The sequence below is a fragment of the Rhodococcoides corynebacterioides NBRC 14404 genome, from assembly GCF_001894765.1.
Taxonomy (GTDB): Bacteria; Actinomycetota; Actinomycetes; order Mycobacteriales; family Mycobacteriaceae; genus Rhodococcoides; species Rhodococcoides corynebacterioides.
The window spans coordinates 622,076-637,189 of the sequence record NZ_BCWV01000002.1; the positions used below are offsets into that span (position 1 = coordinate 622,076).

15 protein-coding genes are annotated in these 15,114 nt (G+C 71.0%); 8 read left to right on the forward strand and 7 right to left on the reverse strand.

Features of this window, described 5'->3' with window-relative positions; genetic code table 11:
- Positions 1-27 precede the first annotated feature (27 nt).
- Positions 28-1,197, forward strand: a complete 1,170-nt coding sequence (locus RC2_RS04325; protein WP_068149951.1) for a cystathionine gamma-synthase — start codon at positions 28-30, stop codon at positions 1,195-1,197.
- Between the two features lie 36 nt (positions 1,198-1,233).
- Entirely contained in the window at positions 1,234-2,451 is a 1,218-nt protein-coding gene (ilvA, locus tag RC2_RS04330; protein WP_068149949.1) for a threonine ammonia-lyase, read from the forward strand.
- A gap of 13 nt (positions 2,452-2,464) precedes the next feature.
- Here ilvA and RC2_RS04335 read toward each other — a convergent pair whose 3' ends face one another.
- From RC2_RS04335 to RC2_RS04345, 3 genes are all read right to left on the reverse strand, one after another.
- Entirely contained in the window at positions 2,465-3,085 is a 621-nt protein-coding gene (locus RC2_RS04335) for an FAD:protein FMN transferase (RefSeq protein ID WP_072681089.1), read from the reverse strand.
- 223 nt (positions 3,086-3,308) lie between these two features.
- Positions 3,309-3,803, reverse strand: a complete 495-nt coding sequence (gene greA, locus RC2_RS04340; RefSeq protein ID WP_068147752.1) for a transcription elongation factor GreA — start codon at positions 3,801-3,803, stop codon at positions 3,309-3,311.
- Positions 3,804-4,084: 281 nt separating this feature from the next.
- On the reverse strand, positions 4,085-4,525 hold the full coding sequence (locus RC2_RS04345) for a DUF4307 domain-containing protein (protein ID WP_068147705.1): 441 nt from the start codon (positions 4,523-4,525) through the stop codon (positions 4,085-4,087).
- A 133-nt stretch (positions 4,526-4,658) separates the two neighbouring features.
- Here RC2_RS04345 and mca point away from each other — a divergent pair, with 133 nt between their 5' ends.
- Genes mca through RC2_RS04360 form a run of 3 tightly spaced genes read left to right on the forward strand, consistent with a single transcriptional unit; the run spans position 4,659 to position 7,829 of the window.
- Positions 4,659-5,516: a mycothiol conjugate amidase Mca gene (gene mca / locus RC2_RS04350; protein WP_068147755.1), complete on the forward strand. Its 858-nt coding sequence runs from the start codon at positions 4,659-4,661 to the stop codon at positions 5,514-5,516.
- A complete protein-coding gene (locus RC2_RS04355) occupies positions 5,513-5,776 on the forward strand; it encodes a hypothetical protein (protein WP_245810951.1) in 264 nt (87 codons plus the stop codon). The genes mca and RC2_RS04355 overlap by 4 nt, the downstream gene beginning before the upstream one ends.
- Positions 5,777-5,813: 37 nt before the next feature.
- Entirely contained in the window at positions 5,814-7,829 is a 2,016-nt protein-coding gene (locus RC2_RS04360) for a thioredoxin domain-containing protein (RefSeq protein ID WP_068147708.1), read from the forward strand.
- A 6-nt stretch (positions 7,830-7,835) separates the two neighbouring features.
- Here RC2_RS04360 and trhA read toward each other — a convergent pair whose 3' ends face one another.
- Genes trhA through RC2_RS04375 form a run of 3 tightly spaced genes read right to left on the reverse strand, consistent with a single transcriptional unit; the run spans position 7,836 to position 10,603 of the window.
- On the reverse strand, positions 7,836-8,504 hold the full coding sequence (gene trhA / locus RC2_RS04365; RefSeq protein WP_068147710.1) for a PAQR family membrane homeostasis protein TrhA: 669 nt from the start codon (positions 8,502-8,504) through the stop codon (positions 7,836-7,838).
- A 45-nt stretch (positions 8,505-8,549) separates the two neighbouring features.
- A complete protein-coding gene (locus RC2_RS04370; RefSeq protein WP_068147713.1) occupies positions 8,550-10,172 on the reverse strand; it encodes a phytoene desaturase family protein in 1,623 nt (540 codons plus the stop codon).
- Entirely contained in the window at positions 10,169-10,603 is a 435-nt protein-coding gene (locus tag RC2_RS04375) for an SRPBCC family protein (RefSeq protein ID WP_068147762.1), read from the reverse strand. Before RC2_RS04375 ends, RC2_RS04370 begins: the two co-directional genes overlap by 4 nt.
- A 136-nt stretch (positions 10,604-10,739) precedes the next feature.
- Between RC2_RS04375 and RC2_RS04380 the strand changes: the two genes are divergently transcribed.
- Positions 10,740-11,507, forward strand: coding sequence for an isoprenyl transferase (locus RC2_RS04380; protein ID WP_068147716.1), 768 nt, complete (start codon positions 10,740-10,742; stop codon positions 11,505-11,507).
- 7 nt (positions 11,508-11,514) lie between these two features.
- Here RC2_RS04380 and coaA read toward each other — a convergent pair whose 3' ends face one another.
- Entirely contained in the window at positions 11,515-12,447 is a 933-nt protein-coding gene (coaA, locus tag RC2_RS04385) for a type I pantothenate kinase (protein WP_068147718.1), read from the reverse strand.
- Positions 12,448-12,539: 92 nt separating this feature from the next.
- Here coaA and RC2_RS04390 point away from each other — a divergent pair, with 92 nt between their 5' ends.
- A complete protein-coding gene (locus RC2_RS04390) occupies positions 12,540-13,733 on the forward strand; it encodes a DUF885 domain-containing protein (RefSeq protein ID WP_068147721.1) in 1,194 nt (397 codons plus the stop codon).
- Between the two features lie 76 nt (positions 13,734-13,809).
- Entirely contained in the window at positions 13,810-15,111 is a 1,302-nt protein-coding gene (gene glyA / locus RC2_RS04395) for a serine hydroxymethyltransferase (protein ID WP_068147723.1), read from the forward strand.
- The last annotated feature ends 3 nt before the right edge of the window (positions 15,112-15,114 follow it).

Here is a 15,114-nt window from a genome sequence, read left to right on the forward strand (position 1 = left end):
AGCGACACACGACGAGGGAGAGACGAGATGACCGACAGCAGCGCGTCGACCGAGCGTGCGGGACAGGGCTTCGCCACCCGCGCCGTGCACGCCGGGTACGAGCCGGACCCCCTGACGGGCGCGGTCAACGTCCCCATCTACGCCTCGAGCACGTTCGCCCAGGACGGTGTCGGTGGGATGCGCAGCGGCTTCGAGTACGCGCGCACCGGCAACCCCACCCGGCGTCCGCTCGAGGCCAACCTCGCCGCACTGGAGGAGGGCCGGTACGGGCGTGCGTTCTCCTCGGGGATGGCCGCGACGGACTGTGCACTGCGCACCGTGCTGCGGCCGGGCGATCACCTGGTGATCCCCAACGACGCGTACGGCGGCACGTTCCGCCTCATCGACAAGGTGTTCACGCAGTGGAACATCGAGTACTCCGTGGCGCCGGTGTCGGACGTCGACGCCGTGCGCGCGGCCGTCCGGCCGAACACCAAGCTGGTCTGGGTCGAGACGCCGACCAACCCGCTGCTCAACGTCGGCGACATCGCCGCGCTGTCCGAGGTGGCGCACGGCGCCGGCGCGAAGCTGCTGGTGGACAACACGTTCGCCTCGCCCTATCTGCAGCAGCCGCTCACCCTCGGTGCCGACATCGTGCTGCACTCGACCACCAAGTACATCGGCGGTCACTCGGACGTCGTCGGAGGCGCGCTCGTCACCGGCGACGAGGAACTCGACGCCGGGTTCGCCTTCCTGCAGAACGGGGCCGGCGGCGTGCCCGGACCGTTCGACGCGTTCCTGACCCTGCGCGGCATCAAGACGCTCGCCCTGCGCATGGAGAAGCACAGCGACAACGCCGAGCGCGTCGTCGACCTGCTCTCGGGGCACCCGGCCGTGGCGTCGGTGATCTACCCGGGCTCGCCGGAGCATCCCTCGCACGCGGTCGCCGCGCGGCAGATGCGCCGCTTCGGCGGCATGGTGTCGGTGCGCCTGACGGGCGGCCGCGAGGCGGCCCTGGACCTGTGCAAGCGCACCGAGGTGTTCACGCTGGCCGAGTCCCTCGGTGGCGTCGAGTCGCTGATCGAGCACCCCGGCGCGATGACCCACGCGTCGACGGCCGGGTCGCTGCTCGAGGTGCCGGACGATCTGGTGCGGCTCTCGGTGGGCATCGAGGACGCGGCGGATCTGGTGGCGGACCTGGAGAACGCGCTGAGCTGACGTGGTCATGGGGTCGGCGGCTCTAGAGTTCGGGGCATGGAACTGTTGACCCGAGAGGAGCTCGACCGCGCCACCGCGCGGCTGGCTCCCGTCATGCGCCGCACACCCCTGGTGGCCTCCCGTGTCCTGTCCGATCGCACGGGCCGTGAGGTGTGGCTCAAGTGCGAGAACCTGCAGCGGACGGGATCGTTCAAACCGCGTGGCGCGTACAACCGCATCGCCGGTCTGACCGACGCCGAACGGGCCCGTGGTGTGGTCGCCGCCAGCGCGGGCAACCACGCGCAGGGGGTGGCCTGGGCGGCCGCCGAACTCGGAGCCACGTCGACGGTGTTCATGCCGGAAGGGGCGCCGCTGCCGAAACTGGTGGCCACCCGCTCCTACGGCGCGCAGATCCATCAGGTCGGCTCCACGGTCGACGACGCCCTGGTGGCGGCACGGGCGTACGCCGAGGAGACCGGGGCGGTTCTGATTCACCCCTTCGACCACCTCGACGTCGTCGCCGGCCAGGCGACCGTGGGGCGGGAGATCCTGGAGCAGATGCCCTCGGTGGGAGCCATCGTGGTGCCCACCGGAGGCGGAGGGCTGGTCGCCGGCATCGCGGCCGCCGTCGCGCTCGACGAGCGGACGGTGCCGGTGGTGGGTGTCCAGGCCGCGCAGGCCGCCGCCTGGCCCGGTTCGCTCGCGGCGGGGACGCCCACACCCGCCGAGCGGATGTCCACGATGGCCGACGGTATCGCCGTCGGTCGGCCGGGCGACGTCCCGTTCGCGCACGTCACCGCACTCGGTGATCGCATGCTCACCGTCAGCGAGGACGCCCTCTCACGAGCATTGCTGCTGTGCATGGAGCGGGCGAAGCTCATCGTCGAAGCCGCCGGCGCCGCCGCGGTGGCCGCCCTGATGGACCATCCGTCGGAGATTCCGGGTGACGGTCCCGTGGTGGCGGTGTTGTCCGGCGGCAACATCGATCCGTTGCTGCTCACGCACGTGGTGGCGCACGGACTTCGCGCCGCCGGTCGCTACCTCACAGTGCGCATCGTGATCCCGGACCGACCCGGCGGACTGGTCGGCGTGCTCGGGGTCGCGCGCGACGCCGCGGCCAGCGTGGTCGACGTCGTGCACGCCCGCACCGCGGGGCGTCTCGCCCTCGACGAGGTCGAAGTGGTGATGACCCTGGAGACGCGGGGACCGGATCACCGCGGTGCGGTGCTCGCCGCGTTCGCGGCAGCCGGCTTCGAGGTCGCCGTCCAGGAGTGACGGCCGCGCCGGGTCAGGCCGCGGCGAACACGGCAGCGGCGGCCTGCTCGGCCACCCGCCGCGCCACGTCGGCGGCCTCGCGGGTGACGGCGACGCTGCCCGACGCGAGGGTGACGGCGCGGCGGTCGGCGCCGTCCGCGACGGTGATCTGCCAACCCTGGACCGGCTCGGGTCCGGCGGCGGCGACGTGATCGGCCATCGAGACCAGGACACCGCATCCGAATCGGCGGGCGACGGTCTCGGCGACTCGGGCCACGGCCACGGCGGGCGCGGTGGCGGTGAGATCGAGGGTGGCGAATCCGGGGAGACGCACTGCGGTGCCGTCGAATTCGAGCTCCCGGAACGAGGCGTCGCGGACCGGATCGACGGCGCCGTCGGTGGACTCGGCGGCGTCGAGGGCGATGCGCAGGTGGTCGGCCAGCGCAGCGCCGACGCGAACGGTGCGGCCGAAGGAGCGGTTCAGCCGCTGCAACTCCGACGTGGGTCGCTCGGTGGAGAACACCTCGCAGGCGGCGTCGAGCTCGGCGCGGGCGAACGCGGCGGCGTCGGTGACGCGGGTGGGATCGGTGACGACCACGCGAACGTGGTGACCGTCCATGTCGAACCCGGCGAAAGCCTTCGTGGCGAGAGTCATGTGTAGTGCACCTCCACAGATCGCATCGCTTCGGCGGTCACCGAGCGTTACACCGTCGGGGCAACTCGTGACTCGTCACAGCCGACGCGCCTCGATTCCTCGGTGCGCGAACAGGATGGGCCCGACGCCCGGGAGATCCCCGGGAACGCCACCGGCCCCGTGTCCGACGGACACGGGGCCGGTGATGCGCCGATCGGTGGTGCGGGATCGGGCGCGACGACGATCAGGAGTGGTAGGGCTCGGCGCTGACGAGCGTGACCTTCATGGTCTTGCCGCTGGGCAGCGTGTACTCCCGGGTGTCTCCGACGGTGGCGTCGATCAGCGCGCCGCCGAGGGGGGAGTTGGGGGAGTAGACCTCGAGCTTGCCGTCGCGGGCGCCCTCCTCGCGCGTGGCGATGAGGAAGGTCTCGGTGTCCGACTCGTCGCCGTCGTAGAAGACCTTCACCACGGAACCGGGCAGCGCCACGCCGGAGCGGGTGGGGGCCTCGCCGACCTTCGCGTTGTTGAGCAGCTCCTGCAGCTGGCGGATGCGCGCCTCCTGCTGACCCTGCTCCTCGCGCGCGGCGTGGTAGCCACCGTTCTCCTTGAGGTCGCCTTCCTCGCGACGCTCGTTGATCTCGGCGGCGATGACCGGCCGGTTGGCGATGAGCTGGTCGAGTTCGCCCTTGAGCCTGTCGTGCGACTCCTGGGTCAGCCAGGTCACCTGGGTCTCGCTCATCTCGATCACTCCTTCGTTGTCGAACGGTGTCGGCCGGCGCCGATGCGGCGTCGGCGGCCGAGGACCGCCCACACGTGAAAAGCGAGCCCGCGCGTCGCGCGGGCTCGTGGTGACGGGTTCCGCCGGTCCTACGCCGACCCCGCTCTCGGCGAGGACGGTGGCCTGCAGGACCCGTCTATGCAGCAATACACGGCTCAACCCGTGAGCCGTGTACGAGACCGAACTTACCACGTATCGGACCCGGGAGTTCCGTCGGCGGACACCGGGCCGTCGCGTCGACGTCACCCGCGGGTGAGGTATCCCGGCACGGTCAGGCTGCATCCGTACAGGTCGGCGAGCCCGGGCGGGGCCGACGTGATCACCTCGGTCCGGAGGTCCTCGGTGCCGTTCGCCGACGCGGGGATCAGGACCTCGCGCCGGCCGGTCTCGGAGCCGTCGCGCGAACGGGAGCGGACGATGCAGACGGCGGGCTGCGACGGGTCGTCCCGCGTGACCGACAGGCGCACGTCCACCCGATCGTCGGACACGATCTCGAAGGACACGAGGGTGCCGTCGACGTCCGGCGTCGTGAACTTGGTGTAGCCCAGGTAGGCGATACCGACGCCGAGGGCGACGACCAGCAGGGTCAGCGTCACCGCGAGCACCCGCGACGGTGTGCGACCGCGGTCCTCGGGGTACCGACCTTCGGGAAGGGCTCGACCGGTCGGGGGCGTGGTGCTCATCGAGGACGAACCTACCGGCCCCGCGCCCCGGACGAATCCGGAGGTGGGGAAGTGGGACAATCGGGGTGTGCGCCGGTCGGGGCACGGACGAATCATCGTGCGAAAGAGAGCTGACGTGAGCGGACTGCGATTGATGGCAGTGCACGCGCATCCGGACGACGAGTCCAGCAAGGGTGCGGCCACGATGGCGCGCTACGCGGCCGAGGGACACGAGGTGCTCGTGGTGACGCTCACCGGCGGTGAGCGCGGAGACATCCTGAACCCCGCGATGGACATTCCGGGTGTCCGCGAGCGGCTCCCGGAGGTGCGCCGCGAGGAGATGGCCGCGGCTGCCGCCGTGCTCGGGGTGCGGCAGACGTGGCTCGGCTTCGTCGACTCCGGGTTGCCCGAGGGCGACCCGCTGCCGCCGCTCCCCGACGGATGCTTCGCCCTGGTCCCGCTCGAGGTGTCGACGGAGGCTCTGGTGAAGGTCGTGCGTGAGTTCCGCCCGCACGTGATGACCACCTACGACGAGAAGGGTGGCTACCCGCACCCCGATCACATCCGGTGCCACGAGGTCTCGGTCGCGGCGTACGAGGCCGCCGCGGATCCCGAGCAGTTCCCGGACGCCGGGCCCGCGTGGGAGGTCTCGAAGCTCTACTACTCGCACGGATTCATCCGCCAGCGCATGCAGCTCTTCCACGACGAACTGCTCGCTCGCGGGGAGGAGAGCCCGTTCGCCGAGTGGCTGGAACAGTGGTCGAAGGACCGCGACGAGATCATGGGCCGGGTGACCACGCAGGTCGAGTGCGCGGACTTCTTCGACGCCCGGGACGACGCGCTGCGCTCGCACCGGACGCAGATCGACCCCAACGGACGGTTCTTCGCCGTTCCCACCGAACTGCAGCGCAAGCTCTGGCCGACGGAGGAGTACGAGCTCGCGCGGACCCGGGTGCGCACGTCGCTGCCGGAGAACGATCTCTTCGCCGGAATCGAGGAGGGAGCGTCGTGACCACCGCTGTGGGGATCGCGATCCTGGCCCAGAACACTCTCTTGGCCCAGAACACCACGGGACCGGAGTTCGGCAAGGCGTCGCCCGTCGGGCTGGTGATCATCGCGCTGCTGCTGGTGGGCACGGCACTGCTGGTGCGGTCGATGAACGGACACATGAAGAAGCTGCCGTCGTCGTTCGAACCGTCCGATCCGACCCCCGACCAGGCGGCCGACGAGGGCACCGACCGCGGCGGAATCGGGCCCGACCCCCGAGGCTGACTCGGTTCGACCGGCCCGCACGGGGAAGACTGGGATCGTGGACCCCCGCGCGCGCAACACGCTGACCGAGTCGACCAGCCCCTACCTCCGCCAGCACGCGGACAACCCGGTGCACTGGCAGCAGTGGACCGACGCGGCCCTGGCGTGGGCGCGCGAACGGGACGTGCCGGTGCTCCTCTCCATCGGGTACTCCGCCTGCCACTGGTGCCATGTCATGGCGCACGAGTCCTTCGAGGACGAGGCGACGGCGACGCTGATGAACGAGCACTTCGTCTGCATCAAGGTCGACCGTGAGGAGCGGCCCGACCTCGACGCGGTCTACATGAACGCCACGGTCGCGATGACCGGCCAGGGCGGGTGGCCCATGACGGTGTTCCTGACCCCGGACGGCGAGCCCTTCTACTGCGGGACGTACTTCCCGCCGACCCCCCGGCAGGGCATGCCGTCGTTCCCGCAGCTGCTCACCGCGATCACCGACACGTGGGTCACCCGCCGCGACGAGGTGACCACGGCGTCCGCGTCGATCGTCGCCGAGCTCCGCCGGGGATCGACGGGCGTGCCGATGGGGGATCGCTCCGTGGACGCCGCGCTGCTCGACCATGCCGTCGCCGGCATCCTCGCCGCGGAGGACACCGAGCGCGGCGGGTTCGGTCCGGCGCCGAAGTTCCCCCCGTCGGCCCTGGCCGAAGCCCTGCTCCGGCACGTCGAGCGGACGGGGTCGGACGCCGCGGCGGCCACGCTCGACCGCACCCTGTCGGCGATGGTGCGCGGTGGGCTGTACGACCAGCTCGGCGGCGGATTCGCCCGCTACTGCGTCGACGCGGACTGGGTGGTCCCGCACTTCGAGAAGATGCTCTACGACAACGGGCTCCTGCTGCGAGTCCTCGCCCACGCGGCGCGGCGCGGCGACGACCTCGCGGCGCGCGCCGCGGCGGAGACGGCGGCGTTCCTCGTCCGCGATCTCGGCACCGACGACGGCTGCTTCGCGTCGGCGCTCGACGCCGACACCGACGGGGTCGAGGGCCTGACCTACGTGTGGACGCCGACGCAGCTGCGGGACGCGCTCGGCGACGCCGACGGTGCGGCGGCCGCAGCGCTGTTCGAGGTGACGGACACCGGGACCTTCGAGCACGGCACGTCGGTTCTGCAACTGCGGTCCGATCCGGCCGACGCGGCGTGGTTCGACGACGTGCGTACCCGCCTGGCGGCCGTTCGCGCGACGCGTCCGCAGCCGGGCCGCGACGACAAGGTGGTGACCGCCTGGAACGCGTTCGCCGTCACCGCGCTCGCGGAAGGTGGTGCCGCTCTGGGCGAGTGGACGTGGGTCGAGTCGGCGGCGCGATGCGCGGAGACGTTGGTGTCGCGGCACGTGGTCGACGGTCGGCTGCGCCGCGCGTCGCTGGGCGGCGAGGTCGGGGCCGCAGCGGGAGTCCTCGAGGACCACGGCGCACTGGCGACGGCCCTGGCCGCGCTGCACCAGGCCACCGGTGAGCAACGCTGGCTCACCGCCGCGCAGGACGTCCTCGACATCGCACTCGAGCACTTCGCCGACCGTGAGCGGCCCGGTGCGTGGTTCGACACCGCCGACGACGCGGAGCAACTGGTGACCCGGCCGTCGGATCCGCTGGACGGAGCGACGCCGTCCGGTGCGTCCCTCGTCACCGAGGCCCTGTTGACGGTGTCCGCGCTGACCGACCCCGAGCGTGCGTCCCGGTACCGCGAGGCGGCGGACCTGTCTCTGGCGCGCGCGTCGATCCTGCTCGAACGGGCTCCGCGGTCCGCCGGTCACTGGCTCGCGGTGGCCGAGGCGGCGGTGGCGGGGCCCCTGCAGGTGGCGGTCGCGTCGAACGCTCCCGGCTCGACGCTCGCGGCGGTCGCCCGGCACCGGGCTCCCGGCGGCACCGTGGTGGTGGCGGGCAGCCCGGGGTCGACGCCGCTGCTCGCGGACCGTCCGACCGTCGACGGTCACGACACCGCCTACGTCTGCCGGGGCTTCGTCTGCGACCGGCCGGTCACCGAGGCGGCGGACCTCACCGCCGCGCTCGGCGTCTGACGTCCGTCAGCGCAGCAGCACCAACCACACCGCGACGTAGTGGCAGATCGCCGCGATCACCGTCGCGGCGTGGAAGAACTCGTGGTGACCGAACGTGGTGGGCCAGGGATCGGGCCACTTGGTGGCGTAGAGGATGCCGCCGACGCTGTAGAAGATGCCGCCGGCCAGCAGCAGGGCCATCGGCGCGAGGCCCACGGTGTCGGTCAGGGTGCCGGCGACGGGCACGATCGCCCAGCCGAGCAGGAGGTAGAGGGGGACGCCGAGCCACCGCGGCGCCGCGGGCCAGACCATCTTGAGTGCGACGCCGGCGACGGCGCCCGCCCACACCACGATCAGCAGGACCTTGCCGGTCGACCAGGGGAGGCCGAGGGCGGCGAAGGGTGTGTAGCTGCCGGCGATGAACAGGAAGATCATCGAGTGGTCGGCGCGTTTCATCCACATGCGGCTCCGTGGCTTCGCCCACTGCACGCGGTGGTAGGTCGCGCTGGTGCCGAACAGTCCGCACGTGGCGAGGGCATAGACGGCCACGGCCGGGCCGGCTCCGGGGGGTCCGGCGGCGAGGGCCACCCAGACCAGCACGATCCCGCAGATCACGGAGACGCCGAAGGCGTACAGATGGATCCAGCCTCGCATGCGCGGCTTGACCGGCAGCTCGTCGATCCCGAATGCAGTCACGAACCTACGCTAACGTAACTTGCCTCGATTCGGCCGTGTCGCCGATCACCGGAGCAGCAGGTCGAGCAGGGCACCGACGGCGCGCCGCCGGATCGCACCGGTCGGACCGGCGTCGGCCAGAGCGGCCTTCGCAGCGGACAGTCCGGGAGCTCCGGACACGCCACCGCCCGGATGGGCGGACGCGCTGCCGAGGTACAGGCGCTGCACCGGCGTCTCGGCACGACCGAGCCCCGGCGACGGGCGGAACACCAGCTGCTGCTGGATCTGTGCCGTGCCGCCGTTGACGGCGCCGCCGAACAGGTTGGCGTCGGAGCGGGTGAGATCCGACGGACGTTGCACGTGCTTGCCGACGATCGAGGCCGAGAACCCCGGCGCGTGCTCCTCGAGCACCGCGTCGACCCGAGCGGCGAGCAGGTCGGCCGAGGCGTCGTCGACCACTCCCCGCGGCAGGTGGGTGTAGGCCCACGCGCTCTCCGTCCCCGCCGGGGAGCGCGTCGGATCGGCCGTCGTCATCTGACCGAACAGCATGAAGGGCCGCTCGGGAATCCGACCGGTGACCAGGTCGGCGTTCCACCGGACCAAGCCGTCGTCGTCGGCGCCGACGTGCACCGTTCCCGCGTCGTTCAGGCCGGCCGACCGCCACGGGATCGGCGCGTCGAGCGCGTAGTTGACCTTGACCACGGGGGTGTCCCACTCGAACGTCTCGAGGTCGCGGTGCACTCGCGCGGGCACGGCGTCGTGCGGGAGAAGTGAGCCGTACAGCGCCGGCGCCGAGACGTCGGCGATCACCGCACGTCGCGCCCGGTAGTGCTCTCCGCCCGCGGTTCGCACCCCGGTGGCCACCCCGCCCGAGACGTCGATCCCGACCACCGGCGCGTCGTACACGACGCGCGCGCCGGGGCGTTCGGCTCGGCGCACCAGGGCGGCCGCCAGCTCGCCCGCGCCGCCCACCGGCACGGGATAGCCGACGTCCTGAGCGAGCATCGTCAGCAGGTAGCCGAGGATGCCGCTGGCCGGCGCGTCCGTCGGGACGTCGGCGTGCATGGCGTTGCCGAGCAGGAGGCACCGCGCCGCCTCGCTGTGGAACAGCTCGTGAGCCATGGCCCGAGCCGGCAGCAGGGCGAAGCGCAGGAATCGCAGCGTCTCCGCCGTTCCCAGCCGCCGGAACAGCTGGGTTGCACCGCGGACCGGGGGGAACGCGCTGCCGAACAGCGAGTGCAGCAGCGGATCGCGGACGCGGTTCCACTGCTCGACCACGTCCATCCACGCGTCGCCGTCCCGCGGATCGTGCCGCGCCAGCATGGCGGCGGTGTCCTCCGGACGGTGATGGATGACGGGCGCGTCCTCGTCGTCGGGCGAGCGTGGGTGCCCGTACGCGCGCGGCGCGTGCGTCCACCGCAGACCGACTCGGTCGAGTTCGAGCGCGAGCATCGCCGGCGAGGAGACCCCCAGCGGATAGAACGCGCTGTAGAGGTCGCTGACGTAGCCCGGCGTGAGCTCCGCGCTGCGGATCGCCCCGCCCGGCGTGGACGACGCCTCGACGACGACGACGTCCCAGCCGGCGTCCGCGAGCGCCGCGGCAGCGACCAGGCCGTTGTGCCCGGCGCCGATCACGACGGCGTCGGCGGTGACGACCGTTTTCACAGCGGCGGTGACGACCGGGCTCACCGGGTCGCGCGTTCGGCGAGGAACGCCAGTCGGCGCAGGGCTTCGGTGTTTCGGGGGTGGACCGCGAGATGTTGCACGCTGTCGGGTACCCAATCGACAGGCGCCGAGGCAGCGTGTTCGATCATCTCGATCCGGCACCCCGTGGGGGTCGGGTGCAGTCGAAGGACGATCTCCGCGCGTCCCGCCGGGAGGGCCCGCGCCTCCAGGACCAGCTCGCGGCGGTCGATCATGCGACGCACCACCGTCACGTCGTCGACCACGAGCGGCCAGAGTCCGAACGAATGGTGGATCCGGGACCCGATGTGCGGCCACCGCGAATCGACTGCCCGGATGCGGGAGGCGCCGACGACCCACATGCCGTAGCTCCACCCGTCGGTCAGAACCGACCACACGGCATCGACATCGGCAGTGGTGTCGCGAACGACGGTCATGCGGATCACGTCCTCGGGGGAGGGAATCTTCCGGTCGACGAACCGACTACCCGGGGACGCCGAGAAGAATCCGGTGCGGGCGTAGGGTGATTCCTCGGTCGTGAGCCACGGGTCGACGGAGACGGTGAGGAGCCGGGTGAAAGCTCGAGGTCTGTTGTACACGCTGTACGAGCGTCGTCTGGTGCGACAGCTCGACGGTGCGCAGCATCCCCGGCACATCGCGGTCATGTGCGACGGCAATCGTCGCTGGGCGCGCGAGAACGGCTTCACCGACGTCAGTCACGGCCACCGAATGGGTGCGCTGAAGATTGCGGAACTGCTCACCTGGTGCGACCTGGCCGGCATCGACATGGCCACCATCTACCTGCTCTCCACCGAGAATCTGCGCCGCGATCCGGAGGAGATCGATTCCCTGCTCGAGATCATCACCGACGTCGTCGAGGAGATCTCCGGGCCGTCGATGAACTGGAGCGTCAAGATCGTCGGCACGCTCGACCTGCTGCCGGCGGACTCGGCTCGGCGTCTGCAGGAGGCCGCCGCCGGCACCGTCGGCCGGTCCGGCACCCACGTCAACGTGGCGGTCGGCTACGGCGGTCGGCAGGAGATCACCGATGCCGTGCGATCCCTCGTCACGGAGAAGCTCGACGCCGGGCTCGACGGTCGTCGGCTGCTGGACTCGATCACCGTCGACGCCATCGACGCGCACCTCTACACGTCGGGACAGCCCGATCCCGATCTGGTGATCCGGACGTCCGGTGAGCAACGGCTGTCGGGATTCCTGCTGTGGCAGAGCGCCTATTCGGAGATCTGGTTCACCGAGGCCTACTGGCCGGAGTTCCGGCGGGTCGACTTCCTGCGGGCGCTGCGGGACTACGCGCGGCGGCACCGCCGGTTCGGCGTCTGAGCCGTCGTCAGAGCTTCCGCAGCCGCAGCCGATTGATCGCGTGATCGGAATCCTTGCGCAGCACCAGCGTCGCGCGCGGCCGGGTCGGGAGAATGTTCTCCACGAGGTTCGGCCGGTTGATCGACTGCCAGATGTCGGCCGCCGCCATGCGGGCGTGCTCGTCGGACAATCCGGAGTAGTGGTGAAAGTGCGACGCGGGGTCGGCGAACGACGTCTTGCGCAGGGCGAGGAAGCGGCTGATGTACCACTGCTCGATGTCCTCGATACGGGCGTCGACGTAGATGGAGAAATCGAACAGGTCCGACACCATGAGCCGGGGTCCGGTCTGGAGGACGTTCAGTCCCTCGATGAGGAGGATGTCCGGCTGACGAACCTCGGTGAACGCGCCGGGCACGATGTCGTAGGAGACATGCGAGTACACCGGTGCGCGCGCCGATTCCGCGCCCGACTTCACCTCGGTGACGAAGCGCAGGAGCTTGCGCCGGTCGTAGGACTCGGGAAAACCCTTGCGGTGCATGATTCCGCGGCGGATGAGCTCGGCCGAGGAGTAGAGGAACCCGTCCGTCGTCACGAGGTCCACCCGCGGGTGATGCTCCCACCGCGACAGGAGCGCCTGCAGGACGCGAGCCGTCGTGGACTTGCCCACCGCGACGCTGCCCGCGATGCCGATCACGAAGGGCACCTGGCGGTCCGGCGTCTGCTCGCCGAGGAACGTCGCGGTGGCGGCGAACAGCCGCTGACGCGCGGCGACCTGCAGGTGGATCAACCGCGACAGCGGGAGGTAGACCTCCGCGACCTCGTCCAGGTCGATCTGCTCGCCCAGGCCGCGCAGCCCGGTCAGCTCGTCCTCGGTCAGGACGAGGGGGGTCGCCTTGCGCAGCGTGCGCCACTGTCGGCGATCGAACTCCACGTACGGACTCGACTCGCTCATCCGGGACACGCTGCCTCCATTCACGAACGGTGCCGAAGGAAATAGTGCCGGGTGTCGGTGGTCGGGCGTAACCCGGGTCGGCCGACGTAGGGTCGATCACCGTGGACGCCGACGAATTCGTGACCGAGTACCTCACGCTGGGACTGTCCTTCGACCGACTCGAAGAGGGCTTCGTCGACGCCTTCACCGGTGATCCCGCGCTGCGCCGCGCCGTCGAGAACGCGCCGACGCCGGACCCGCGCACCCTCGCCCGTCGGGCGGCGGACCTTCGCGCCGCGCTGCCGTCGACCGACCTGTCGGCCGACCGCGCGTCGTTCCTCGACGCTCATCTGCGTGCGCTCGCCTGCTCCGCGCGGAAACTGGCCGGGGACGAGATCGGGTTCGTCGACGAGGTCCGTGCCTACTTCGACGTCGACATCGCCCTCGGCGACCAGGACGACTACCGGGCTGCGCATCGCAGTCTCGACGAGGTGCTCCCCGGATCGGGGCCGTTGGCCGAGCGCATGCGGGCCCACCGCGCGGCGGACGAGATTCCGCCGGAGCGTCTCGCCGAGTGCGTGGAGGCGTTCTCGAGCGCCCTGCGGGACGAGGTGCGACGGCGGTACCCGCTGCCCGACGCCGAGCAGGTGACCTACGAGGTGGTGGGGGACAAGCCGTGGTCGGGCTTCAACTACTACCTCGGCGATTACCGGTCGACGGTGGCGATCAATTCGGACCTGAAGCAGCACATGGCGCATCTGCCGCGCCTGATCGCGCACGAGTCCTACCCCGGCCACCACACCGAGCACTGCCGCAAGGAGGCCGGCCTGGTGGCGACGGCCGGTCAGCAGGAGCAGACCGTCTTCCTGGTCAACACCCCGCAGTGCCTCATGGCGGAGGGACTGGCGGACCTCGCGCTCGAGTCGCTGATCGGACCCGGGTGGGGGACCTGGGCGCAGGAGATCTACGCCGATCTGGGGCTGCGGTTCGACGGTGCGCGCGCCGAGGCCGTGCACGCCGCGTCGGCGGGGCTGCTCGGTGTCCGGCAGGACGCGGCACTGATGCTCCACGACCAGGGGCGGAGTCACGACGACGTCGCGTCGTTCCTCGAGCGGTGGTCGCTGACGACGTCGGACCGGGCCCGTCAGTCGTTGCGATTCCTGACCTCGCCGCTGTGGCGGGCGTACATCTCCACCTACGTCGAGGGCTACCGGCTGCTCGGAGCCTGGCTCGATCGAGCGGACACCGCCGACGAGCGCAGCGCCCGGTTCGCCCGACTTCTCGACGAGCCCCTGATCCCGTCCGGATTGCGGTGATCGGCTGCGCCTAGACTGGGCGCACGCTCGCTCGACCCCGATGACCGCTCGTCCTGCTGCTTGGAGAACCGTCGCGATGACCGCTGCACCTGTGAAGTCCACGATCGAGACCGCGTCCCTCGCGGAGCTCGATCCCGAGGTCGCCGCGGCGATGGCCGGCGAGCTCGGCCGCCAGCGCGACACCCTCGAGATGATCGCGTCGGAGAACTTCGTGCCGCGTGCGATCCTGCAGGCGCAGGGCAGCGTGCTCACCAACAAGTACGCCGAGGGGTACCCCGGCCGCCGCTACTACGGCGGCTGCGAACACGTCGACGTCGTCGAGGACTTGGCGCGGAACCGGGCGAAGGAACTCTTCGGCGCGGAGTTCGCGAACGTCCAGCCGCACGCCGGCGCCCAGGCCAACGCCGCCGTGCTCATGGCGCTCATCTCGCCCGGCGACAAGATCATGGGTCTCGATCTCGCGCACGGCGGCCACCTCACGCACGGCATGAAGCTCAACTTCTCCGGCAAGCTCTACGAGGTCGAGTCCTACGGCGTGAGCAAGGAAGACCACCGCATCGACATGGACGAGGTGCGCAAGCAGGCGCTCCACGCCCGGCCGCAGGTGCTCATCGCCGGCTGGTCCGCCTACCCGCGCCACCAGGACTTCGCCGCGTTCCGGTCGATCGCCGACGAGGTGGGCGCTCTCCTCTGGGTCGACATGGCGCACTTCGCCGGCCTCGTCGCCGCGGGTGTGCACCCGTCGCCCGTGCCGCACGCCGACGTCGTCTCCTCGACCGTCCACAAGACGCTGGGCGGCCCCCGCTCGGGAATCGTCCTGGCCAAGAAGGAGTGGGCGAAGAAGCTCAACTCCGCCGTCTTCCCCGGTCAGCAGGGTGGCCCGCTCATGCATGCCGTCGCGGCCAAGGCCGTGGCCTTCAAGATCGCCGGCACCCCCGAGTTCCGGGAACGCCAGGAGCGCACCCTGCGTGGCGCGTCGATCCTCGCCGAGCGTCTCACCGGTGCCGACGTGGCCGACCAGGGCATCTCGGTGCTCACCGGCGGCACCGACGTGCACCTCGCCCTGGTGGACCTGCGCAACTCCCGCCTGGACGGGCAGCAGGCGGAAGACCTGCTCCACGAGGTCGGCATCACCGTCAACCGCAACGCGGTCCCCTTCGACCCGCGCCCGCCGATGGTGACCTCGGGTCTGCGGATCGGCACCGCCGCACTCGCCACCCGCGGCTTCGGCGACACCGAGTTCACCGAGGTGGCCGACATCATCGCGACGGCACTGGTGACCGGTGAGGCCACCGACGCCCTGCGCGGCCGCGTCACCGCGCTGGCACGCAACTTCCCCCTGTACGACGGTCTCGAGGACTGGGGCCTGCTGGGCTGACCC